Origin of the sequence: Pseudomonas knackmussii B13 (genome assembly GCF_000689415.1) — a bacterium.
Taxonomy (GTDB): domain Bacteria; phylum Pseudomonadota; class Gammaproteobacteria; order Pseudomonadales; family Pseudomonadaceae; genus Pseudomonas; species Pseudomonas knackmussii.
Window position 1 is genome coordinate 4,567,510 of record NZ_HG322950.1, and the last position, 24,414, is coordinate 4,591,923.

The following is a 24,414-nucleotide window of genomic DNA, read 5'->3' on the forward strand; positions in this document are numbered from 1 at the left end:
CGAAACGCTAGGCATTTCAGGGGCTTGGCAGGGTGTTCTGGAGCGGGCGAAGGGAAATGGAGCCATTTCTCGCTTCCCCCGTAACAACCGCCTATCCCACGACATATGGATGCGGAGGTTATCAGGAGCTGACTAGCTCAGCCACTGCGCCAGGATATCTGATATTCAGATATAGTCTAGCCCCACGACAGGGAAAATTTGCAGCCGGGGCCAAGGAGCAAATGCAGCAATTTCCAACGCGCCTGCGTTGGCGCCATATCCGAACGAAGATTTGCCACCCCATCACTCAGCAGATCGCTAAGGAGGGCTGGTGAGCCATCTGACATTGCAGACATTTCTGAACGGCGATTGGCATGACGCCATGAAAATCACGCTGGACTCACAGCGCGGATTGATGGGCCCGTGCAGCTTTCACTACCTGCCCGAGTACCTCATAGCGTTCGCGAGCGATGCCAGTCACCCTGCCGCAGCTGTCAGCACTAACCTCCCCTTGGACTGGGACGTCCATGTTGAAAGAAGCGCTCCAGCATTCCTTCACGATCTGGTTCCATCTGGAGCGTCGCGCAGAGCGTTGCTCAACCTGTCGCACCAGGTAGCGCAGCAGACACAATCAACAGACGCATTCCTACTGCAGCATTTTGCAGCCCACTCGATAGGCCACCTCCGGGTGAAACCTTCTGAGCCAAACCCAGGGCTGCCACAGCCGACGTATCGGCGTGAAGAGATCATCCAATGGGGTACCCCGTGGCCGTTACCAGAGAGCGTCCTCGCATACGGTCTAGGAGCAAATGGTGAAGCGCCTAAGCTGCTACTGACGGAGGTCTCCGACGATCAATTCAGTACAGATGGGCTGGTTAACGATGCAGAGGCGAAAAACCACTGGCTCATCAAATTTGCTCGCAACCGCAAAACGGCCACGGATCGGGACATTCTTCGAGCGGAGTACTGCTATTACAAAGCCCTGCATCAGCTCGGAATAGAAACGGTTTACACAGACGACATGCGGCTAGAGGAAGGCCCTGAGCCCAGCCTGTGGATGAGGCGCTTCGATCGAAATGCGACAACGGGGCAAGTTCTCAGGCACCCAGTCGAGTCAATCTATTCCGTCATGGGCGTGACGACCCCAGGCACCCGTCTGGATCATGTCGCAGTGCTCGATTCGCTAGCGGAGCTCTGGCTTGCTGCAGGGCAATCGGCGCAAATTCCGGGGCTCGTCGCCGAGTACGTGCGACGCGACCTAATTAACCTGGTTTTGGGGAACAGCGATAACCACGGTCGCAACACGTCGGTGATTCGTGCCCCAACGCTGCGTCTAGCCCCAATTTACGACCTAGCGCCCATGGTCATGGACGAGGAAGGAATTAGTCGAGCGACGCGCTGGCCCCAGACGATAGAGCGAGGCGGAGTTGTCGACTGGCGACAGGTATGCGCGGCGGTGTCGCGCTGGGCATATCCGGATCAGCTATTTGAGAAGTTAAGACGCGAGGCACAGCGTTTGATCGCACTACCTCATCTGCTGAGCGAAATCGGACTCCCAGCCTCCGTAAGCAACCACCCGGCCATTGGTTTAGCGCAAATGAGCCAACGGAGCAATTTGCGAAGTCTGCTGTAGTTATGCAGAAACGACTGCAGTCGGCTCACTCATCGCCCTCGGCCAAAGGTAAGTCAAGATCGACGTTGATACCTCCCACCAAGGACTGAGCGCGAGTTCTTAGCTCGGTGTCTACCGCTTGTAGTCGCTCGGGATGGGTAGTGATATCTACCTCCAGAAAATCCAAGAATTGCTCCAGCACAGGGTCGGCCTCTGGGATACCCACACGAGTCATAGTTTGAATCGCCCCCTAACGAGCTTGTCAGTGACGCTCGTAGAGCGGGCCACTAGCCATACTAGAAATGGTACTTATCGAATCGGCGTTTAAAGGCCTCTGCAGAGCCTTCCATGATGTCCAACACGGCTGTGGCCGTATCACCCCGATCCAATCCACCTGCTGCCAGCTTCACGCCCATTCCCTTGGTTACCTCTAGGGCATACACCAAGTCGGTGTCAGCATTCACGGGCAGGTTGGCGTTGTGTGTGGCCAGGATTAGCTGACGCTGATTCTTCACTTTCCGCAGCAACGGCACCAATTCGCGATAAATGAAATTGGAGTCCAGTTCATCTTCTGGCTGGTCAATAACAATCGGCCCCTCCCCCTTTGCTAGCAGCAAATGCAATACCGCCGTGTTCCGCTGCCCTTCCGACAAAGCCTGACTCTGTACACTACCGACCAGCGTCTTATCCGCTCGGTACAATTCGATATCGACGCGATCATCGACCCGCGTCAAGCGAGCAATTCGCCAAGGCACTGTCTGGCTTTTGACGTAGCTCTTTAGCTCCTCTTTGTACTCCAGCAAGGCCAGTGGCAACTCGCGTCGTTCAGCCATAACCTCACGAATATGCAGCCAAGGCGAGTCGGCTTCCGGCTGTGCCGCCTTCTGGTGCTCTGAGAAGCTTTCAAACAAAATCTTGCCAATGTATTCCCAAGCTCGCCCCAAGCGACTGCGGCCATCGGGAGCCATGAGCCCCCAAGCCCGGAGAAATCCCTCGGCGTCTGCCATTTGCTGAATGACCACACGAATAGAGCCTTGAGCCCTTTCGGTAATCTCAAGGGCAGTGCGCTGCCGAATGGCAAACTGCCGACCCCACAGGACGTTCATTGCCTCCAGGGAGTTATTCAGTTGCTCGCGTTGCGGAGCAAGCACTCCAAGACGACCTTCCTTCTCCTGTAGCGACTGCTGCTTGGACTGACGCGCTTTATCGATCTCCTGCAATCGCGCCACGTCCTGCGGTTGCAGCCCGCGCTCGCGACAAGCCAGAAGAAACGAACTTTTGGTGCCCTCCAACTCCTTCGAGATTCGTTCCCAACCTTCCCCGTAATTAAATAGATTGGACGCATCCTGCCGAAGCTGAGCGGCCAAGCCGGCTACTTGTGCTTGGTACCCCTCCCGTATCTTGGCCGCTTCCAGAGTAAACTCATTGAACCACTCCGACCTCGGCCAGACTTGCACTTGAGCATCATTGAGCACTCCCCGAGAGGACAGGTCTTCGGTTAGATGGGTAAAGCGCTGGATGTCGTCATTGATCTGGGTGCGGACCTGCTCGAAGTAACGCCGAGCTGCTTCTGCATACTGATACTGCTGCGCTTCGTCTTGAACCTCACGCCTGGCTTGCCATTGCCGATTCAGCTCTTGGATCTCCTGCTTGAGAATCTTGATCTCCTCCGTCAGGGCACCAATCTGATCCATGCCCGCAAAGAGCTGTTGGATTTCTGCCCGCAGGGTATCTTCCTGGCCCTTCAGCCCTTGGAGCTCAACGGAACAAGCTTCATCGATCATCGCCAATAGACTGCCACCGCCACCTATATCCGTGAGCTCGCTGAGTTGCTGCTGGCTATAGAACTGCACCGGAAGCTGTCGGAGAAAGATCTCAAGGTCATGCGCCTCCCCTTGGAGTAGCACATGTCCTTCTTGTGGCTTCAGCGAGACAACGTCCACCTGGCCCGGAATGCTCTCCCAGCCCACTTGAACCTCTGCGTCTTCGGTAAAGGTCGCTCTAACCCGTTCGAATTTCGCCCGGGTAGTAGCAGAGAAAGAGTCCCCTTGGTCGCGGCCGAATGCGAATCTCAATAGTTCCAGCGCAGTAGACTTTCCCGTCCCCCGCCCGCCAATCAACGTATTGAGATTAGGAGAAAAATAAATCTCTTGGTCAGCGAGAAACTTGAAACCACGGCATTTCAGGAAAACGATTCTCGGATGTGTTTGCTCGTCCGAGGGGCGTGCCTCTTGCAGACGAAGCCGCGACTTACCGTCGAGAAAAGCCTGGCGAAGCGAGCTAATCGAAGGCTTGGATGACTTGACCCACGTGTGCCGATAGCCCAAAGCATTCTCGAGAGGATGACCTTCAGCGTCTGCTTTCAGCGACTTTGCATCAGAGGACTGCACGTAGGCGGGCTGCCTTCCGACACGCGACCAGTCCTTATTCCTCCCCTCCAAGATCGAGCGATACTTCTCGGGCATTGGATAACTCGTCACCTCAAGAGCCAAAAGCCCTGGCAACTTGTAGTCATCGATATTACGAGCGGCTGAAAGCAGGCCATCGTGCTGGTCAGCGTGTGCGGCAATCACAATACCGCCATGTTCCTTCTGCACTACATCCAGCAAGGTCTTCAAGCTCACCGCCTCGTCCCCACGCCGCAATGCAGTGGGCATACCAGCTCGGAAGCGTTGAGTCTCCGCCAGCCCCAACTTGATCAGGATCATGTTGACGCGCCGTAGGTGACTCACCTTGGTCGCAGGCTCAAACAAGCACAGCACGTGGTAGCCAATATCTACTTCAAAGCCCGGCAGAATGTAGAGAGGCGGACGACCAAGCTCCCTGGCAACAGTCCTATTCTGCTCGATAAGGTGGGTAAGGAACCAATCGCGCGGTTCTATCTTCTCTGAAAAGTTGTGATCGGTGATGCCGATGGCCTCAAGCTCCAACTCGTGGCATCGACGCAAAAAGCGCTGTGCCTTGCTTTGGATATCGAGCTCGCTAGGCTCGCCGTCTTCCATCGGGCGGCGAGGGGTCAGCAGGCGCATGTCCTCGTCAGCCCAGTGTCGGTTGTCCTCCGGGGTCTGGACCTGAAAATCCATTTTGAACCAGCGCATGCCTTGGTACTCGCTCACCCTCGCCTCCTTGCCCTCAACATATTGATAGTCCTGCCCTTCGCCAGTGCTCACTAGACCAGATCGCAGGCATTACCGCGTCCGGAGTATTGTCCATGCGATGTTGCATTGACTCTACCTTTCCTTGGATCGCCCGGGTAGGGTGTTAGCTTGTGTCTGCCTACAGACGATTACAAGACAGCCACTACGGCTAAGTTTCGTTATAAAAGCTTTCAGGTTAGCTTGCAGAACTGAGCAACTATTCGATTCAGCAACGAGGACGGAACCTATGCCCCTTAGCGACTACTGGAATGGTCCAGCAAACCGGCAGCGTGCGGACGATCTGGATATCCAACTTACGGACCTTCAGAAGCGCTATGCGCAGCTGCAAGCGCTCAACAGGAAAATTGGGGCCATGGATATCCTGGAGGTCCAGACGCAGATTGAACAGGAGAAAGAGAAACTCGCTGCTGTTCGCCAGGAGGTTCAGAGCGCTGAACACTCAGTGGCAGAGCTCGCGCAGCGCTCCAGTGATTTAAAAGGGGAGATCCTCGTGTGGGAGGAGACGCTCCTTCTAGAAATCTTTGCGCTCTATAAACCCAAGTTTAAATTGAATGCCAGCCATGAATACAAGTCTCGCCTAGACAGTGTCCGCGAGTACCAGAAGGTGATGATAAAGACTGGCACGGCTGCCACTGGAAACATGGCCTGGACAGTAAATGGTAGTCAGGCTCAAGGGCGAAAACTCGTGACTGACATGATCAAGCTAGTAATCCGGTCGTTCAATAACGAAGCAGATTACTGTGCAGACAACGTCAAATTCGACAACGTCGAACTAGGCGAGAAGAGAATTCTCAAGTCGTTCGAAGCTTGCAACCGTCTAGGAAAGATTATGGACGTGGAGATATCACGTAAATATCTAAGCCTCAAAATTGATGAACTGCACCTCGCCCACGAGTTTCAGATAAAGAAGCAAGAAGAAAAGGAAGAGGCAAAGCGTGCTCGAGAAGAACTTCGGGAACAGCAGAAACTTGAGCAGGAAATTCGTGCAGCTCGGGAAAAAATTGCCAAAGAGCGAAAACACTTCGCAGCCGCTATGCGTGACCTCCAGGCTCGTCTAGAAAAGGCCGAGTCCGACGAAGAGCGCGCCCCTCTTTTAGCAAAGCTGGCTGAGGTTCAAGCAGTCCGGGCCAAATTGGAGACCGAAGAGAAGCTTATCGACTATCGCGAGCAGAATGCCAAGGCCGGCTACGTATATGTAATTTCTAACGTAGGGGCATTCGGGGAGGGAGTTTATAAAATCGGTATGACCCGCCGCCTAGAACCGATGGACCGCGTCGATGAACTAGGTGACGCCTCGGTACCGTTCTGGTTTGACGTACATGCGATGGTCTTCTCTGATAACGCCCCCGCGCTGGAAGCGAAGTTGCACGAACGCTTTGCTGCAGGCCGTCTGAACAAGGTCAACGGACGCAAGGAGTTCTTCCGTGCAAATATCATGGAGATCGAGTCGGTAATTCGAGAGAACTACGACGCTGCCGTCGAGGTCACCCACGAGGCACCGGCCGAACAGTATCGAGAAAGCCTACGCATGGAGTTGCCCAAGGCCACAATCCAGCAGGCAGAGCAAGTCGCGGCACGACGCTAGCATTACTAATTGAATCCTCATGACCCTGGTTCGTCTTAGCAAGTCGAACCATGGTCACCTTTTAGCCGCCAATTCGGCAGGCCTATGCGCTATTGCTGCCTAGTGTATAGCCGGTATATCTGTATTCAACCCGGTATAAGAGGCTGAGGGCAAAAGGCCTAGACGCGACGCGATCCGACGCTGCTACCAACCACAATTTTTGCGAACCTCAGCAAGTGCTTCAGATGCTCCCTTTCCATCAAAAACCGCAGTCACAGGGCTTTCGTTGTAGGGCGTAACGCTTGCAACAAAGCTCTCGCTTTCGATCAACCGCTTAGCCACTCCGATAGCAGATCCTGGATAGAAGGTAGCCTTGCTGTCAGTGGAAAGGGTCCACTCCGAAGTCGTGGCCTTTTCCTGCCCTACTCGCGACGTAACAAAGGCTGACCTCCCCAGGTAGTTATCCCAGCTAATGTACATTTCCGTTGCCTTGGACTTGCAGCGAATGACGAGCATTGGTGCGTCTCGTCGCGAAGGGGAGTCGGAAGGAACCATAGCTGTAGCGATCGTTTCGTCAGTCAGCGGGTCTTTCTTGGATGTCGTTATCCATTTGCCCGCGCCGACAGCAGAGTCAGCAGGAGGTGACATTCCATGCCGAGCGGCAAGAGCGTCGTAGCAAGTTGACCTTTCAACATTACTACTGGTGCTTGCGCAAGCTTCGACTTCCGGACGGGAGATTTGTGCAGAGCCAGATGAGGCTAGAGCAGCGGTGTTATTCGCTGCAGGCAAAGAGGGGGATGCGAGCCCATATTTTGCAATGAGGTACTGCTGCTTCAGCATGGCAACTGTTTGATCTGCAGTTGCTGCAGTAGACGCTTTCAGGGCGCCAACCAGCCCTCCGTAAACCTGGGCTTCAGCATTCGCTGCGGCAGCTTCGGCTTTCGCTGTCTCAAGCTCGGCAGACAAAGTATTTGCAAGATCAGGGTTCGACTTTGAGACTACGGTGACCTCTTTCACCGGTGCACCCGCCTCAATGGCATTGATCCGCTGTTGGACTAGAGCTTTGTTTGTCTGAAGAATCTCGAGACGAGCTTCAATTAGGGCTTTTACGAGGCCCCCAGACAATTTTTGATCTTGTAGCTTGGCTTGAGCTATCGCTCCCTCGGTCTCGCTGAGCTGCCCCCTCAGCTCACTAACTACTGCTTTTTCCTCGGGACTCAGCTCTTTCTTAAAGCACCCAGCAGTCATCACAATGCTTAATGCCACCGTGGCAAATCCTATAGCGCGCATTCTCAACTCCCTTGATATTGTGTCGCCATAATACCCTTGCCCGTTCTGATTGCAGAGTCCGAAATACCAAAGGTTCCGCTACCCAGGCCGATTTTGCCGAGGGTAGAGGCTAACGTGAGTGATGAATCGTCCGTCGCTTTCATAGACGCCACGGAGCGGCCGCTGCTGGCTGTGGACCCAGCCAGTCACCATGACCAAGATTCGTCCTTAGCAACCGAATCCCAATCAACCTGGGACAGTCATCCGAAAAGGTTACTCAGGCTATTGCGAAGCATGGGGCCATGGGCGTCGGCGGCTCAACACCCACCCAACGAGGTGCAGCACGCATTGGCCCAATGGGCTCTATATCATCGGGTCCCAGCGCTGCGACCAGTCCGGATCCTCACGAACCAACTCTCGCAGCAACGCGAACGCCTGCTGCAATGCCACAGAATCGCGTTCGCGGGAGTAGACGAGGTAGGTTGGGTAGCTGAACTCAGGGGCACGCTGCACCCGCCGCAGGACGCCCTTGGCCAGGTAGCTCTGCACCACGCGCGTGCGGAAGTATCCCGAGCCGCCGTTCTCCAGGATGTACTGCAGGGCCAGTGGCCCGAGATTGAAGGAGACAGCGGCCTTGGCCTTGTCGGGCAAGGCGCTGTCGTGCCGCTGGCGGAAGCCCTCGCCCCAGTCGATGTAGACGTAGGGCTCGGCGGTCCTGGCGCGCACTAGGATCAGTTTCTCCTCCAGCAGCTGCTCCACCTGCATGCCGGGCCAGTAGTTCGGCTGGTAGACCAGCGCGGCGTCGAGCACGCCGAGTTCCAGCTGCCGCAGCAGGGTCTCGCCGCTGCCGATCTCGGCCTGCACCGCGTAGTCGACGATGGTCGTGCGGATGCGACTGACCCAGCGCAGCATCAGCGGGTTGCACAGGCTGACCTCGCCGCCGATATGCAGCACGTTGTGCAAGCCGTCGGGCAGCGGCAGGTCGCGCTGCGCCGCTTCCCAGGTCTGCAGCATCTGGTTGGCATAGAGGATGAACGCCTCGCCATCGGCGGTGAGGCGCGCGCCGGCGCGATTGCGCACAAACAGCTTGCAGTTGAGGTGGCCCTCCAGCTTCTGGATGCGCGCGGTAATAGCGGTCTGGGTGACGTGCATGCGCTCGGCCGCGGCGACGAAGCTGCCATGACGGGCGATCTCCAGGAAGGTGCGGGTAAGGTCGATGTCCATAGGTCGGTACGGGCCGGAAAGCGGAGGCGCAATTCTATACCAGCGTTGCGGATCGCCCGCCCGGAGCGAACTCTGGACGAGCGTCCGGCTACGCCGGTTAGCTCACCCGCCGGTAGCCGCCCGGCACGCCGCGCCGCGACATCACCCACTGCCAGAGCTGGATGTCCCGCGCCCGGAAGGCTCCGGCGCAGGACAGCAGGTAGTAGCGCCACATCCTCCGGAAACGCTCGCCCAACTCCTCTGCAAAACGCGGCCAGTGCGCCTCGAAGTTGGCGTACCAAGCCATCAGAGTGCGGTCGTAGTCGGCGCCGAAGTTGTGCAGGTCCTCGACCACCAGCAAGCCATCGAGCGCATCGCCGATCTGACCGATGGAAGGCAGATCGCCGTTGGGGAAGATGTATTTGTCAATCCAGGGGTCCGGCACACTGCGCCGACGGTTCTTGCCAATGGTGTGCAGCAAGCAAAGCCCGTCGTCGTCCAGGCAACGGGCCAGCGTCTGCATGAAGGTGCGGTGGTTCTTGCGCCCGACGTGTTCGAACATGCCGATACTGACGATGCGCTCGAATCGTTCGTCGAGCTCGCGGTAGTCCTGCAGGCGGAACTCCAGCGGCAACCCGGCGTAGCGCTGGCGTGCCCATTCGCATTGCTCGCGGGAAATGGTCACGCCGACGCATTGCACGCCGTAGCGCTTGGCGGCGAACGCCATGAAGCTGCCCCAGCCGCAGCCGATGTCCAGCACGCGCATGCCTGGGCGCAGGTCGAGCTTGCGGCAGACCAGGTCGAGCTTGGCCTCCTGGGCCTCGGCCAGGTTGCTCGCGTCCTTCCAGTAGCCGCAGGTGTAGGTCATGCGTGGGTCGAGCATGTCTGCGTAGAAGTCGTTGCCCAGGTCGTAGTGGCGCTCGCCCACGGCCCAGGCGCGCCGCGCCGTCTGCCGGTTGAGCAGGTGCGCCTGCAGCGCATGGAAGAGCAGCGCCACCGGGCTGACCCGGTCGACCACCCCGGAGCGCAGCAGGCGGGCGAAGAATTCGTCGAGTTGCTCGCAGTCCCATTCGCCGTCCATGTAGGACTCGCCCAGACCGAGGTTGCCCTGGGCCAGTGCGCGTCGGATGGCGTCCGGACTATGCAGACGCATGTCCCAGGGATGTTGTGCGTCGAGGCCCAGACCGGCCTCTTCGAGCAGCGCCCGGGCGAAACGCTGGGCGCGATCGGGAGCAGCCTCGGTCGACGGGCTGGCGTTGGAAAGCTCGGAAGGCATGGTGTTTCCCTTGTCGTTTTCGAGTTCAGCGTGCTCAGACGGCGTCTTCGTCGCGGTGCAGGCGCAGGACCGCCCGCAGCTCCTTGCGTAGCCAGGCCTGGCGGATGTGCGGCAGGCGTTCGACGATCCGCCGGGCGACCCATCGCTGGCCTCGGGCGATGAAGCGCAGGCGTTCATGCAGATCGTCGATGGCCATGGCCCTCGCATGGAAGTCGCCGATCTCGCGGCTGGGCTCGGCGCCCAGTCGCTGCAGGCTGGCGCGCAGGAGCCGGCAGCTTTGCGCCTCACCGCGGTGCAGCTCGTCCAGGTGGCGCAGCAATTGCGGATCGTCGGTCTGCCGCGCGCTGTCGAGCATCAACCGGGCTCCGGCGCGTTCGGCGCACATCAGTTGTTGAAGCCAGTCAATCAGACCGGTCTCGTCCTCGGGAGCACCCTGCAGGCGGACCAGGCAGGCTTCGACCTCCTCCACCAGCTGCGCAACGCGTTGCGCGGCCGCGGGGATGTCGCGCAGCTGCGCGCAGGACTGCCCGGCGTAGATCGGCATGTCTTCCAGGCGGCCCTCGGCGTCACGCAGCGGCGAGTCGGTAGAGAACAGGTAGATGGGCCCGCCGTCCTGCTTGCCGATGACCGGCGTTTCGCGACGTGCGTGCAATTCGGCGTACTCGCCGTGGGTGACGGCGTTGGGCAGCACACGCACCGGCGCCGGCATCGGCCAGTTGCGGAAGAAGGCCTCGGTAAGCAGGGTCTCGTCGGCGGTTGCCTCCACCAGGCGCTGCTTGTGGTAGTCGTGGGCATAGGACTCGCGGGTGGCGAGAAAGGCCGAACCGCAGGCCACGCCCTGGGCGCCGAGGGCCAGCGCCGCCACCATCGCGGCGCCGCTGGCGATGCCGCCGCAGGCCACCACCGGGACTTCGCCGAGCGCTACCAGCTCCGGCACCAGGGCCAAGGTGGAAACCTCGCCCCATACGTGACCGCCGGCCTCGACGCCCTGGGCGATCAGCACGTCGACGCCGGCGCGCAGGGCAGCCTCGGCCTGGCTGCGCCGGCCGACCTGGTGCAAGACCAGCACGCCAGCCTCCTTCAGCCGCCGGACGAGCGCCGGCTGGACATCCCAGAACAGAGCCATGGCTGGAACTTGCAGTGCGAGGCAGGCCTCGACCTGCGCGGCAAGAAGCTCCGGCGGCGTGGCCGCGGGGATCAGGTTCACGGCGAACGGCCTTTCGCTGAGGGCACGGTACGCTTCCACTTCCCGGCGTATCAGCTCGACCGGTTCGCGCACCATGCCCAGGCAACCGAAGCCGCCGGCATTGCCAACCGCAGCGGCCAGCTCGTGGCGTGCCACCCCTCCCATGCCGGCGCAGATGATCGGCAAATCGCAACCAAGCAGGTCAACGAGGGGCGTATGCAGGGCAGGATGAGGCATGGCGGTACTCCGCAAGCCGCTGGGTAGAGCGGCGTCAGGGCAATACTAGCCGTGGCGGATAACTGAAATTAAATGAAATTTAATGGCACATTAGTGCAATAAAATAAATACATCCCCCCTGACTCGCCCCTGCTGCGGTATACCCGGCGCCCGCCGCTGCCGCTGGGCCGCCACCGGCGCTCGGGCGGGATGAAAGGTCTTAATATCAAAAAAAGTTTAGTCATCATTCATTATTATTAGTTTGTTGCATCTTTCGGGGCCCTGCAGACTGCTCGAGCTCCCCGGGCGGCGGCCATGGCCGGTCTTCCGCCACCGCTGCCGCCCCCTTCGGTAGCGGCAGGGGGGCGGCAGCCTTTCGCCGTACACGGAGCCCAGATGGACAGCGTGCATTCCCTCGACCGACAGGGCAGCTACAACTACGAGATCGTCCGCCGTTTCACCCTGACCACCCTGTTCTGGGGCATCCTCGGCATGAGCATGGGCGTGGTCATCGCCGCCCAGCTGGTCTGGCCCGAACTCAACCTGGGCCTACCCTGGACCAGCTTCGGGCGGATCCGCCCAGTGCATACCAACCTGGTGATCTTCGCCTTCGGCGGCAGCGCGCTGTTCGCCACCTCCTTCTACGTGGTCCAGCGCACCTGCCGGGTACGGGTGATCTCCGACGGCCTGGCCAACTTCGTGTTCTGGGGCTGGCAGGCGACCATCATCGCCATGCTGGCGAGCTATCCGCTGGGTATCACCACCTCGAAGGAATATGCCGAGATGGAGTGGCCGATCGCCCTCTGGGTCACCCTCGTATGGATCGTCTATGCCTACCTGTTCTTCGGCACCATCGCGCGCCGCACGGTGAAGCATATCTACGTCGGCAACTGGTTCTACGGCGCCTTCATCGTGGTCACCGGCATGGTCCACGTGGTCAACCACCTGGCGCGCCCGGTCAGCCTGCTGAAGTCGTACCCGATCTACTCCGGCGCCACCGACGCCATGGTGCAGTGGTGGTACGGCCACAGCGTGGTCGGTTTCATCCTCTCGGTGGGCTTCCTCGGGATGATGTACTACTACGTGCCCAAGCAGGCCGAACGGCCGATCTATTCCTATCGCCTGTCCATCGTGCACTTCTGGGCGATCATCACTCTGTACATCTGGGCCGGCCCGCACCACCTGCACTACACTGCCCTGCCCGACTGGGCGCAGTCCCTGGGCATGGTGATGTCGCTGGTGCTGCTGGCGCCCTCTTGGGGCGGCATGATCAACGGCATGATGACCCTCTCCGGCGCCTGGCATAAGCTGCGCACCGATCCGATCCTGCGCTTCCTGGTGGTGTCCCTGGCCTTCTATGGCATGTCCACCTTCGAAGGCCCGATGATGGCGATCAAGACCGTCAACTCGCTGTCGCACTACACGGACTGGACCATTGGCCACGTGCACGCCGGCGCCCTGGGCTGGGTCGCGATGATTTCCATCGGCGCGCTGTACCACATGATTCCCAAGCTTTACGGACGCGAGCAGATGCACAGCGTGGGCCTGATCAACGCGCACTTCTGGCTCGCCACCATCGGCACCGTGCTGTACATCGCCTCGATGTGGGTCAATGGCATCACCCAGGGCCTGATGTGGCGCGCGGTGAACGCCGACGGCACGCTCACCTATTCCTTCGTCGAGGCGCTACAGTCCAGTCATCCAGGCTACGTTGTGCGCCTGATTGGCGGCAGTTTGTTCGCCAGCGGCATGTTCCTGATGGCCGCTAATACCTGGCTCACCGTCCGCGCCGGCCGGCGTATAGACCAACTGCCCATTCCGGGCCGGGCCTGAGGTGATCGACATGCCACTCGCTCTCCTTGTCCTGACCGCCCTCGCGCTGGGACTGTACCTGCACATAGGCCGGAGCAGCGAGCGCGACCTCGAACAGGCCTCACTGCTGCCCTTCGCCGATGATCCCGAAGCCGCCGGGCGCATGAGCGCCGCCACCGGCCTGCAATGCGAACGCCTGGTCAACCCACTGGACGACAGCATCTCCGAACCAAGCCTGCTCGCCTGAGTTTTCCGTATCCAGGGATGGATACTCCCGCGTGCCCTTCGATGGCACTTTCCAGGGCCCTCCTTCATGTTCCGTGGGGAGGGCCCTTTTTTATGTAAGCACGAAGCATCGCCAATCGGCTTCAGAGGAGCCGTGGGCAGACTATCTGGGCTTCGATCGGGAGCTGGCCGCCGAGGCGGGCCATGCTCCCTGGCCATTTCCTTGAGCTATTTGCTCCATCGCAGTCATGCGCATCAACGCGGATTCCTACTGTCTACTTATCACTTGACGCTGCATCCAATCCGATGCTCCAACGCTGTCACCCCGCCCCGAGCGAGTCTCCCGTTTGGCATGTTCCAATCAGGCTGTCTACGCTAAGAACCTACGCCATCCAGCTACACGACAATGAGAACAGCGTTTATCCGTGACTCGGCTTCGGGCAAACCTCTCAAGCGTATTAAGACTCGGATCAGGTAGAGCCTGCCCAGGCTGGTAAAGCAACTGAGACACTGAGGGATTCGTGTCCATGGCTGCAACCATCGCTGCTCGGGATCAGTATCGGGCCCTCGGCCTCTCGACACTGGCATTTACCCTCTGCTTCGCCGTCTGGACGCTGTTCTCGATCCTGGGTCTGCAGATCAAGGACGAGTTCAGCCTGTCCGACACCCAACTCGGCCTGCTGATGGCGACGCCGGTGCTCACCGGCTCCATCTCGCGGCTGTTCCTCGGCTTGTGGACCGACCGCTATGGCGGGCGCTGGGTGTTCGGCATCCTGATGCTCGCCTCGGCCCTGTGCGTCTACTTGCTGACCTTCGCCAACAGCTTCGCCCTGCTGCTGCTCGCAGCGCTCGGCGTGGGGCTGGCGGGAGGGGGATTCATCGTCGGCACCGCCTACACCGCCACCTGGTTCGAGCCCGGCCGCCAGGGCACGGCGCTGGGCATCTTCGGCGCCGGCAACGTCGGTGCCGGCCTGACCAACTTCGCCGCACCCTTCCTGCTGCTGGCGCTTGGCTGGCGTGGTGCGGCGCTGGTGTACGCCTCGGTGCTCGGCGCCATGGGCGTGCTGTTCATCCTGCTGGCGAAGAGCGACCCGCAGAGCGCCACGCGCCAGGCCCGCCCGGTGCCGATGAAGGAGCAGTTGGCGCCGCTGGCGGAGCTGCGTGTATGGCGCTTCTCGCTGTACTACTTCTTCGTCTTCGGCGCCTTCGTGGCCCTGGCACTGTGGCTGCCGCACTACCTGATGCAGGTGTTCGGCCTGAGCCTGGCCGGCGCCGGCATGGTCGCGGCGCTGTACACGGTGCCGGCGTCGCTGTTCCGCATCCTCGGCGGCTGGCTGTCCGACCGCTACGGCGCGCGCAAGGTGATGTACTGGACGCTGTCGATGTCGGTGCTGTGTACCTTCCTGCTGAGCTATCCACCTACTCGCTACATCGTCACCGGAGTGCGCGGCGAGCTGGAATTCACCATGAAGTTCGGTCTGCCGGCCTTCACCCTGGTGATCATGGTCCTGGGCTTCTTCATGTCCCTGGGCAAGGGCGCGGTGTTCAAGCACATCCCCACCTACTACCCGCAGCACGTAGGCGTGGTGGGCGGCCTGGTGGGCATGATCGGCGGCCTCGGCGGTTTCCTCCTGCCGCTGACCTTCGGCATGCTCAACGACGTGATCGGCATCTGGCAGAGCTGCTTCATGCTGCTGTTCCTGATCGCCGCCGGTGCGCTGGTGTGGATGCACTACTCGATCCGCATGGCCGAACGCGTGGAATGGGCCGCGCGGCATGAAGCCCGCGACCTGCCGGAACTGGCCACGCCCAGCGGCTTGGTGCTGCAGGACTGGTATCCGGAAGACCCGGCGTTCTGGGCGGACAAGGGCAAGCGCATCGCCACCCGCAACCTGTGGATCTCTATTCCCAACCTGCTGCTGGCGTTCTCCATCTGGATGGTCTGGTCGGTGGTGGTGGCCAAGTTGCCGCTGGCCGGCTTCAGCTATACGGCCAACCAGCTGTTCTGGCTGGCCGCCCTGCCCGGTCTGTCTGGCGCGACCCTTCGCATCTTCTACAGCTTCATGGTGCCGATCTTCGGCGGCCGGCGCTGGACGGCGCTTTCCACCGCCTCGCTGCTGCTGCCTGCGCTATGGATCGGCTTCGCCGTGCAGAACCCGCAGACGCCCTACCTGGTGATGCTGATCCTGGCCCTGCTGTGCGGCCTGGGTGGCGGCAACTTCTCGTCGAGCATGGCCAATATCTCGTTCTTCTATCCCAAGCAGGCCAAGGGCGGCGCCATGGGCCTGAATGCCGGGCTGGGCAACCTCGGCGTCAGCGTCATGCAGTTCCTCGTGCCGCTGGCGATCACCACCTCGGTGTTCGGCAGCCTGGGCGGCGAACCGCAGAGCACCGCCAGCGGCACGCCGCTGTGGCTACAGAACGCCGGCTTCATCTGGGTGCCGTTCATTGCCATCGCCGCAATCGCCGCCTGGTTCGGGATGAACGATATCGCCAGCGCCAAGTCGTCGTTCCGCGACCAGATGGCGATCTTCAAGCGCAAGCACACCTGGTTGATGAGCCTGCTCTACACCGGCACATTCGGCAGTTTCATCGGTTTCTCCGCAGGCTTCCCGCTGCTTGCCGGGCGTCTGTTCCCGTCGGTGGAAGTGCTCAAGTTCGCCTTTCTCGGGCCGCTGATCGGCGCCCTCAGCCGAGCCTTCTCCGGCGGCCTGGCCGACCGCTTCGGCGGCGCGCGGATCAGCCTCTGCGTGTTCGTGGCGATGGCCGCGTGCGTGTTCGGCGTGCTGTTCTTCATCGGCATCAAGGAGCAGCCAGGCGCCTTCTGGGGCTTCCTCGCCATGTTCCTGCTGCTGTTCTTCTTCTCCGGGGTGGGCAACGCCAGCACCACGCAGATGATCCCGGCGATCTTCCGCATCCAGACCCCGCGCCTGTATCCCGACCTGCCGGCGCCAGAGCAGGCACTGCGCAGCGAGAAAGAGTCGGCCGCCGCCGTCGGCTTCATCTCGGCAGTGGCCGCCTATGGCGGCTTCTTCATCCCGAAATCGTTCGGCAGTTCCTTCGCCCTCACCGGCGGCCCCGAGTGGGCGCTCTACTGCTTCATCGTTTTCTATGCGCTGTGCATCGCGCTCACCTGGTTCTTCTACACCCGCGGTAACGCCGAGGTTCGCTGCTAGCTGTCGGCAGCTCCCTGCCAAGGAGGATGGAAATGAGCTTCTTCATCGACCGCTTGCGCTACCTGGTCAAGCGCCCGGCGGAGTTCGCCGGCGGCCACGGCGAGACCCGCGACGAGAACCGCGCCTGGGAAGACGGCTACCGCCAGCGCTGGCAGTTCGACAAGATCGCCCGCTCCACCCATGGGGTGAACTGCACCGGCTCGTGCAGCTGGAAGATCTACGTGAAGAACGGACTGGTGACCTGGGAAACCCAGCAGACCGACTACCCGCGCACCCGCCCCGACCTGCCCAACCACGAACCGCGCGGCTGTCCGCGCGGAGCCAGCTACTCCTGGTACCTGTACAGCGCCAACCGCCTGAAATACCCGATGGCGCGCAAGGCCCTGGTGCAGCTGTGGCGCGAGGCGCTGGGCCGCCACAGCGACCCGGTGGATGCCTGGGCGAGTATCGTCGAGGACCCGGAGAAAGCCCGCCGGTACAAATCCATCCGCGGGCGCGGCGGCTTCGTGCGCACCGACTGGGACGAGATGCAGACGCTGATCGCCGCCGCCAACGTCTATACCATCAAGCAATATGGTCCGGACCGCGTCGCCGGCTTCTCGCCGATCCCGGCAATGTCGATGGTTTCCTACGCCTCGGGCACCCGCTACCTCTCCCTGCTCGGCGGGGTGTGCCTGAGCTTCTACGACTGGTACTGCGACCTTCCTCCCGCGTCGCCACAAGTGTGGGGCGAGCAGACCGACGTGCCCGAATCGGCCGACTGGTACAACTCCGGCTACCTCATCGCCTGGGGCTCCAACGTCCCGCAGACCCGCACGCCCGATGCGCACTTCTTCACCGAGGTGCGCTACAAGGGCACCAAGACCGTGGCCATCACCCCGGACTACGCGGAGATCTCCAAGCTCTGCGACGAGTGGATGAGCGCCAAGCAGGGCACCGACTCGGCCCTGGCCATCGCCATGGGCCATGTGATCTTCAGGGAATTCCACCTGGAGATACCCAGCGCCTACTTCACCGACTACATCCGCCGCTACACCGACATGCCGATCCTGGTGGAACTGGAACAGCGCGACGACGGCAGCCTGGTGCCGGGCAAGCAACTGCGCGCCAGCGACTTCGACGGCAACCTCGCGCAAGCCAACAACCCCGAGTGGAAGACCGTCGCCTGGGACGAGACCGACGAGCGCCTGGTGATGCCTCGCGGCTCCATCGGCTTCCGCTGGGGCGAGAGCGGCCACTGGAACCTGGAGCAGGTAGATGCCGATGGAAAGGAAATCAGCCTGCGCCTGTCCCAACTCGGTCGCCATGACGAAGTGGCGCGGGTGGCCTTCCCCTACTTCGGCGGCATCGAGCGCAAGCACTTCCCCAACGTGCCGATGCGCGACGTCATCTACCACCACGTGCCGGCCAAGCGCCTGAAACTGGCCGATGGCCGCGAGGTGCTGGCGGTCACCGTGTTCGACCTGACCGCCGCCAACTACGGCATCGACCGGGGGCTCGCCGCCACAGTCGGAGGCTCCGGCGAGGACGACGGCGCGACCGACTACGGCCAGCTGAAACCCTACACGCCGGCATGGCAGGAAGCGATCACCGGGGTCCCGGCGGCGCAGATGATCCGCATCGCCCGCGAGTTCGCCGAAAACGCCGACAAGACCCATGGCCGTTCCATGATCATCGTCGGCGCCGGGATGAACCACTGGTACCACATGGACATGAACTACCGCGGGCTGATCAACATGCTCATCCTCTGCGGTTGCGTGGGCAAGAGCGGCGGCGGCTGGTCGCACTATGTCGGCCAGGAGAAGCTGCGCCCGCAGACTGGCTGGACGCCCCTGGCCTTCGCCCTGGATTGGAACCGCCCGCCGCGGCACATGAACAGCACCTCGTTCTTCTACAACCACTCCAGCCAATGGCGCTACGAGAAGCTGGAGGTCAGCGAGCTGCTCTCGCCGCTGGCCCGTCCACAGGACTTCAGCGGCAGCCTGGTGGACTTCAACGTCCGCGCCGAGCGCATGGGCTGGCTGCCCTCGGCGCCGCAACTGGGCATCAACCCCCTGCGCCTGGCGGCCGCGGCGCAAGCTGCCGGCAAGAGCACCGTCGACTATGCGGTCGAGCAGCTCAAGAGCGGACAGTTGCGCTTCGCCAGCGAGGACCCGGACAACCCGCAGAACCATCCGCGCAACCTCTTCGTCTGGCGTTCCAACCTGCTCGGCAGTTCCGGCAAGGGCCACGAGTACATGCTCAAGTACCTGCTCGGCACCCGTAACGGCCTGCTTGGCAAGGACCTCGGCGAGGCGGGCCGGCAGAAGCCCGAGGAAGTGCAATGGAAGGACGCGCCCATCGAGGGCAAGCTCGACCTGCTGGTGACCCTCGACTTCCGCATGTCCACCACCTGCCTCTACTCCGACGTGGTGCTGCCCACCGCGACCTGGTACGAGAAGGACGACCTCAACACCTCGGACATGCACCCCTTCATCCACCCGCTTACCGCCGCCACCGATCCGGCCTGGGAAGCGCGCAGCGACTGGCAGATCTACGATGGCATCGCCCGCGCCTTCTCCCGCGTCTGCGTCGGCCACCTGGGCGAGGAAACCGACCTGGTGACCCTGCCGCTGCAGCACGACAGCCCCGCCGAACTGGCCCAGCCACAAGTGCGCGACTGGAAGAAGGGCGAATGTGAGCCGATCCCGGGCAAGACCATGCCCTCGCTCATCGAGGTCAAGCGCAACTACCCGGAAACCTACGAACGCTTCAGCTCGGTGGGCCCGCTGCTGGAGAGCATCGGCAACGGCGGCAAGGGCATCGCCTGGCAGACCCAGGAAGAGGTTGAGTTGCTCGGCAAGCTCAACTACCGCAAGCCCGACGGCCCGGCCGCCGGTCGACCGCAGCTGGCCTCGGCGGTGGACGCGGCGGAGATGATCCTCGCCCTGGCCCCGGAAACGAACGGGCAGGTGGCGGTGAAGGCGTGGGCGGCGCTGTCGAAGATCACCGGGCGCGACCACACGCACCTGGCGCGGCCCAAGGAAGACGAGAAGATCCGCTTCCGCGACCTGGTGGCGCAGCCGCGCAAGATCATCTCCAGTCCCACCTGGTCGGGCCTGGAAGACGAGCACGTCAGCTACAACGCCTGCTACACCAACGTCCATGAGCTGATTCCCTGGCGCACCCTCACCGGGCGCCAGCAGTTCTACCAGGACCATCCCTGGATGCGCGCCTTCGGCGAAAGCCTGATGGTCTATCGTCCGCCGATCGACACCAAGGCCGCCGCCAGCGTCGCCGCGCCGCGCACCAACGGCAACCCGGAGATCGCCCTGAACTGGCTGACGCCGCACCAGAAATGGGGCATCCACTCCACCTACAGCGACAACCTGCTGATGCAGACCCTGTCGCGTGGCGGCCCCATCGTCTGGATCTGCGAGGACGACGCCCGCGCCATCGGCGTGAGCGACAACGACTGGATCGAGCTGTACAACGCCAACGGCGCGATCGCCGCGCGGGCGGTGGTCAGCCAGCGGGTCCGCAGGGGCACGGCGATGATGTACCACGCCCAGGAGCGCATCCTGAACGTCCCCGGCTCCGAGCTCACCGGCACCCGCGGCGGCATCCACAACTCGGTCACCCGGGTCTGCCCCAAGCCGACCCACATGATTGGCGGCTACGCCCAGCTATCCTACGGTTTCAACTACTACGGCACCGTGGGATCGAACCGCGACGAGTTCGTGATGGTGCGCAAGATGCGCAACATCGACTGGCTGGACGGCGAAGGCAACGACTACCAGCAGGAGGCCGCGAAATGAAGATCCGTTCCCAGGTCGGCATGGTCCTGAACCTCGACAAATGCATCGGCTGCCACACCTGTTCGGTCACCTGCAAGAACGTCTGGACCAGCCGCGAAGGCATCGAGTACGCCTGGTACAACAACGTCGAGACCAAGCCCGGCATCGGCTACCCGAAGGAGTGGGAAAACCAGAAGAAGTGGAACGGCGGCTGGGTACGCAATTCCGACGGTTCGATCAACCCGCGCATCGGCGGCAAGTGGCGGGTGCTGGCGAACATCTTCGCCAACCCCGACCTGCCGCAGATCGACGACTATTACGAACCCTACACCTTCGACTACCAGCACCTGCACAGCGCCGCCCAGGGCGAACACCAGCCGGTGGCGCGGCCACGCTCGCTGATCAGCGGGCAGCGCATGGACAAGGTGGAATGGGGACCGAACTGGGAGGAACTGCTGGGCACCGAGTTCGCCAAGCGGCGCAAGGACATCAACTTCGAACAGATCCAGGCGGATATCTACGGACAGTTCGAGAACACCTTCATGATGTACCTGCCGCGCCTGTGCGAGCACTGCCTGAACCCGGCATGCGTCGCCTCCTGCCCGAGCGGCGCGATCTACAAGCGCGAGGAAGACGGCATCGTCCTGATCGACCAGGACAAGTGCCGCGGCTGGCGCATGTGCATCAGCGGCTGCCCGTACAAGAAGATCTACTACAATTGGAAAAGCGGAAAATCCGAGAAGTGCATCTTCTGCTTTCCGCGCATCGAGAGCGGCCAGCCGACGGTGTGCTCGGAGACCTGCGTAGGGCGCATCCGCTACCTCGGCGTGCTGCTCTACGACGCCGACCGCATCGAGGAAGTGGCCGCCTCGCCGGACGACCGCGACCTCTACCACCGCCAGTGCGAGATCTTCCTCGACCCCAACGACCCGGCCGTGATCGCCCAGGCGCGCAAGGACGGCGTGCCCGACAACGTGATCGCCGCCGCCCAGGCCTCGCCGGTGTACAAGCTGGCCATCGACTGGAAACTGGCCCTGCCGCTGCACCCGGAATACCGCACCCTGCCGATGGTCTGGTACGTGCCGCCGCTCTCCCCCATCCAGTCCGCCACCGAGGCCGGCCACGTGGAATTCGACGGCGTGCTGCCGAAGATCGAGTCGCTGCGCATTCCGGTTCGCTACCTGGCCAACATGCTCACCGCCGGCGAGGAAGCGCCGGTGATCCTGGCCCTCAAGCGGCTGATGGCGATGCGCGTGTACATGCGCGCCAAGCACGTCGACAAGACGCTGAACACTGAAGTGCTCGACCAGGTGGGCCTGACCCAGCACCAGGTGGAAGAGATGTACCGCTACCTGGCCATCGCTAACTACGAGGACCGCTTCGTCATCCCCACTGGCCACCGCGAGCACATCCCCGAGGCCTACGCCGAACGCAGCGGTTGCGGCTTCACCTTTGGCGACGGCTGCAACGGCGGCAACAGCCAGGTCAGCCTGTTCGGAGGACGCAAGCAGACCGCCACCCTGGTCAAGCCGGTGCAGACCTTCGACCCCGTGGAGGACGGCCGCCATGGGTAACCACGAACCCTGTGAAGGGGCGACGGTGGGCCTGCTCAGCCTGCGCGTGCTGGCGCGGCTGCTCGACTACCCCGTTGCCGAACTGCAGGCCGCCAGCGCCCAGGCCATCGACATCCTCGACGCCGAGGAGCGCCTGCCCGCCGGGTTGCGCACGCAACTGGCCCAGTGGTGCCGCGAACTGGCCGCCACGGATCTGCTCGACCTGCAGGAAGACTACGTCGACCTGTTCGACCGCGGCCGCGCCACCTCGCTGCTGCTGTTCGAGCACGTGCACGGCGAATCGCGCGACCGTGGCCAGGCCATGGTCGACCTCCTCGCCCAGTACGAGGCTGCCGGTTTCCAGCTCGACGCACGCGAGCTGCCGGACTACCTGCCGCTGTTCCTGGAATACCTGTCCACCCGTGAGCACGACGAGATCGGCCAGTGGCTGGGCGACATCCAACACATCCTTGCCCTGCTCGCCGCGCGCCTGGAGGAGCGTGGCAGCGACTACGCGCTGGTGCCACGCGCCCTGCTCGCGCTGATCGGCGCCACCGACGCCATAGACGCGCAGCGCACGGCGGTCGAAGCGGAACAACCGGACAACACGCCCCAGGCCCTGGACGCGGTCTGGGAGGAAGAGGTGGTGCGCTTCAACGCCGAATCCGACCGCGACTGCAGCCTGCAGTCTGCCGAGGGCCGGCGCCTGGCCGAGCGCAAGTACGAGACCCAGCCCCAGGTCATCCAGGTCATGCCGTCCGCCCTGCCGGACCGCCACTGAACGGAGGCTCGCCATGTTCGAGGACTACCTGCTCCACCTGCTCTACGGCTACTACCCCTACCTGGCCGGCACCGTGTTCCTGCTCGGCAGCCTGCTGCGCTACGACTACGGCCAGTACACCTGGAAGACCGGCTCCAGCCAGTTGCTCTCCAACAGGAACATGCGCCTGGCCAGCAACCTATTCCACATCGGCATCCTGGCGATCTTCTTCGGCCACCTGGTCGGCCTGCTGACCCCGCACTGGGTCTACGAACCGTTCCTCTCCGCCGGCCACAAGCAGCTCATGGCCATCGTCTTCGGTGGTATTGCCGGAGTGCTCTGCGTGATCGGCGGCGCCATGCTGCTCTGGCGCCGGCTGTTCAACCCCAGGGTACGCGCGTCCTCCAGCGTGATGGACAACCTGATCATCGCCCTGCTGCTGTTGCAGGCGTGCCTCGGCTTGATCAGCATCTTCTTCTCCCTGCACCACCTCGACGGCGAAATGATGCTGGCCCTGGCCGGATGGGCGCAGTCCATCGTGTTCTTCCACGGCGACGCTGCCAGCTTCTTGATCGGTACCCCGCTGATCTTCAAGGTGCACATCTTCGTCGGCCTCACCATCATCCTGCTGTTCCCCTTCACCCGCCTGGTGCACGTGTGGAGCGTTCCGCTGGGCTACTTCGGACGCAACTACCAGATCGTTCGCCGGCGCGGCTGAGGAGTCCCAGCATGGAAATGATCTCGCTCGAAACCCTGCCGGACACGCCCGCTCCGGTGATCCGCGTTGGCGACACCTTGTTCAGTGAGGCCGACATCGCCCGGGAAACCCCCTTCCACCCGGCGGGCTCCCTGGCCGAGGCGCAGCTCAAGGCGGCTCGCGCCCTGGTCGTGCGCGAACTGCTGGCGCAACGCGCCGCCAGTCTCGGCCTGGCGCCGACCAGCGAGGACGACGACCAGGCGCTGGCGAGCCTGCTGGAGCGCGAACTGAAGGTCCCGGAGCCGGACGATAGCGCCTGCCGGCGCTACTTCGAGGCGCACCGCGAACGCTTCTCCGAGCCCAGCAGGGTCAAGGTCCGCCACATCCTCCTGCCGGCGGCCCCGGACGATGCGCAGGCACGGGACGCCCATTACCATCTCGCCGAGCGCCTGCTGGAAGAACTGCGGCAGCATCCTGAGCGCTTCAGCGAAATGGCTCAGCGCCATTCCGCGTGCCCCTCCCGCGACCAGGGCGGAGAACTCGGTTGGCTGGCCTCGGGGCAGACCGTCACCGAACTCGACCTGGCCCTGCATCGTCTACCGCCAGGTCTTTACGAACGGCCCTTGGCTTCACGCTACGGCTGGCACGTCGTCAGCATCGACGAGCGCCTCGAAAGCACGCCCCTGCCCTTCGCCCAGGTAGCACAAAGGGTCCATCACTATTTGCGCGAAGAGGCCACTCGCCAGGCGTTGCGCCAGTACCTGCTGGCCCTGGAAGCGGAAATTGGCGTCGAAGGCATCCATCTGGAAGACGAACCCGAACACGGCGTATCTCGAACCTGACGGCCTCCCAGGTTTCATGGCCCGTGTACGGACATATTGCCAACAACGCTAACCGGATAAAGGCTCGTTTACTGGCTGCCGCCTAATTGCCCGTTGGTAGCCGCAGCTCG

The 24,414-nt window shown here is 62.1% G+C and carries 16 protein-coding genes; 10 read left to right on the forward strand and 6 right to left on the reverse strand.

Annotated elements, in window-relative coordinates; all coding sequences use genetic code 11:
* Positions 1-310: 310 nt before the first annotated feature.
* Positions 311-1,612 carry a type II toxin-antitoxin system HipA family toxin gene (locus PKB_RS21445; RefSeq protein ID WP_043254334.1) on the forward strand — a complete coding sequence of 434 codons (1,302 nt, stop codon included), beginning with the start codon at positions 311-313 and terminating at the stop codon, positions 1,610-1,612.
* A 25-nt stretch (positions 1,613-1,637) separates the two neighbouring features.
* Here PKB_RS21445 and PKB_RS21450 read toward each other — a convergent pair whose 3' ends face one another.
* Entirely contained in the window at positions 1,638-1,826 is a 189-nt protein-coding gene (locus PKB_RS21450) for a type II toxin-antitoxin system PrlF family antitoxin (RefSeq protein ID WP_052355354.1), read from the reverse strand.
* A gap of 61 nt (positions 1,827-1,887) precedes the next feature.
* Complete coding sequence (locus tag PKB_RS21455; protein ID WP_043254336.1) at positions 1,888-4,707, reverse strand: TrlF family AAA-like ATPase; 2,820 nt, start codon at positions 4,705-4,707, stop codon at positions 1,888-1,890.
* Positions 4,708-4,975: 268 nt separating this feature from the next.
* Here PKB_RS21455 and PKB_RS21460 point away from each other — a divergent pair, with 268 nt between their 5' ends.
* Positions 4,976-6,334 (forward strand): SNIPE associated domain-containing protein, encoded by a 1,359-nt coding sequence (locus PKB_RS21460; RefSeq protein ID WP_043254338.1) that lies wholly within the window; start codon positions 4,976-4,978, stop codon positions 6,332-6,334.
* A 183-nt stretch (positions 6,335-6,517) separates the two neighbouring features.
* Here PKB_RS21460 and PKB_RS29285 read toward each other — a convergent pair whose 3' ends face one another.
* From PKB_RS29285 to PKB_RS21475, 4 genes are all read right to left on the reverse strand, one after another.
* Positions 6,518-7,603: a type VI secretion system-associated protein TagO gene (locus PKB_RS29285; protein ID WP_084166686.1), complete on the reverse strand. Its 1,086-nt coding sequence runs from the start codon at positions 7,601-7,603 to the stop codon at positions 6,518-6,520.
* 342 nt (positions 7,604-7,945) lie between these two features.
* Complete coding sequence (locus tag PKB_RS21465; protein WP_043254340.1) at positions 7,946-8,806, reverse strand: LysR family transcriptional regulator; 861 nt, start codon at positions 8,804-8,806, stop codon at positions 7,946-7,948.
* Between the two features lie 97 nt (positions 8,807-8,903).
* Entirely contained in the window at positions 8,904-10,061 is a 1,158-nt protein-coding gene (gene cfa, locus PKB_RS21470; RefSeq protein ID WP_043254342.1) for a cyclopropane fatty acyl phospholipid synthase, read from the reverse strand.
* A 34-nt stretch (positions 10,062-10,095) separates the two neighbouring features.
* The gene (locus PKB_RS21475) at positions 10,096-11,484 is read right to left on the reverse strand and encodes a nitronate monooxygenase (RefSeq protein ID WP_052355355.1); all 1,389 of its coding nucleotides are present in this window, start codon (positions 11,482-11,484) and stop codon (positions 10,096-10,098) included.
* 375 nt (positions 11,485-11,859) lie between these two features.
* Between PKB_RS21475 and ccoN the strand changes: the two genes are divergently transcribed.
* The 8 genes from ccoN to PKB_RS21515 all read left to right on the forward strand — a co-directional run bounded on the left by ccoN (position 11,860) and on the right by PKB_RS21515 (position 24,304).
* Complete coding sequence (gene ccoN / locus PKB_RS21480; RefSeq protein ID WP_043254344.1) at positions 11,860-13,296, forward strand: cytochrome-c oxidase, cbb3-type subunit I; 1,437 nt, start codon at positions 11,860-11,862, stop codon at positions 13,294-13,296.
* A 10-nt stretch (positions 13,297-13,306) separates the two neighbouring features.
* Positions 13,307-13,522 carry a hypothetical protein gene (locus PKB_RS21485; RefSeq protein ID WP_043254346.1) on the forward strand — a complete coding sequence of 72 codons (216 nt, stop codon included), beginning with the start codon at positions 13,307-13,309 and terminating at the stop codon, positions 13,520-13,522.
* Between the two features lie 505 nt (positions 13,523-14,027).
* Positions 14,028-16,676, forward strand: a complete 2,649-nt coding sequence (locus PKB_RS21490) for a nitrate/nitrite transporter (protein WP_043254348.1) — start codon at positions 14,028-14,030, stop codon at positions 16,674-16,676.
* A gap of 32 nt (positions 16,677-16,708) precedes the next feature.
* A complete protein-coding gene (locus tag PKB_RS21495; RefSeq protein WP_043254350.1) occupies positions 16,709-20,473 on the forward strand; it encodes a nitrate reductase subunit alpha in 3,765 nt (1,254 codons plus the stop codon).
* Positions 20,470-22,026: a nitrate reductase subunit beta gene (gene narH / locus PKB_RS21500; protein ID WP_043254352.1), complete on the forward strand. Its 1,557-nt coding sequence runs from the start codon at positions 20,470-20,472 to the stop codon at positions 22,024-22,026. The genes PKB_RS21495 and narH overlap by 4 nt, the downstream gene beginning before the upstream one ends.
* Positions 22,019-22,786 carry a nitrate reductase molybdenum cofactor assembly chaperone gene (gene narJ, locus PKB_RS21505; RefSeq protein WP_043254353.1) on the forward strand — a complete coding sequence of 256 codons (768 nt, stop codon included), beginning with the start codon at positions 22,019-22,021 and terminating at the stop codon, positions 22,784-22,786. Before narH ends, narJ begins: the two co-directional genes overlap by 8 nt.
* 13 nt (positions 22,787-22,799) lie before the next feature.
* Positions 22,800-23,483, forward strand: coding sequence for a respiratory nitrate reductase subunit gamma (gene narI / locus PKB_RS21510; protein WP_043254355.1), 684 nt, complete (start codon positions 22,800-22,802; stop codon positions 23,481-23,483).
* Positions 23,484-23,494: 11 nt separating this feature from the next.
* Positions 23,495-24,304 (forward strand): peptidylprolyl isomerase, encoded by an 810-nt coding sequence (locus PKB_RS21515; protein WP_043254357.1) that lies wholly within the window; start codon positions 23,495-23,497, stop codon positions 24,302-24,304.
* Positions 24,305-24,414: the final 110 nt, after the last annotated feature.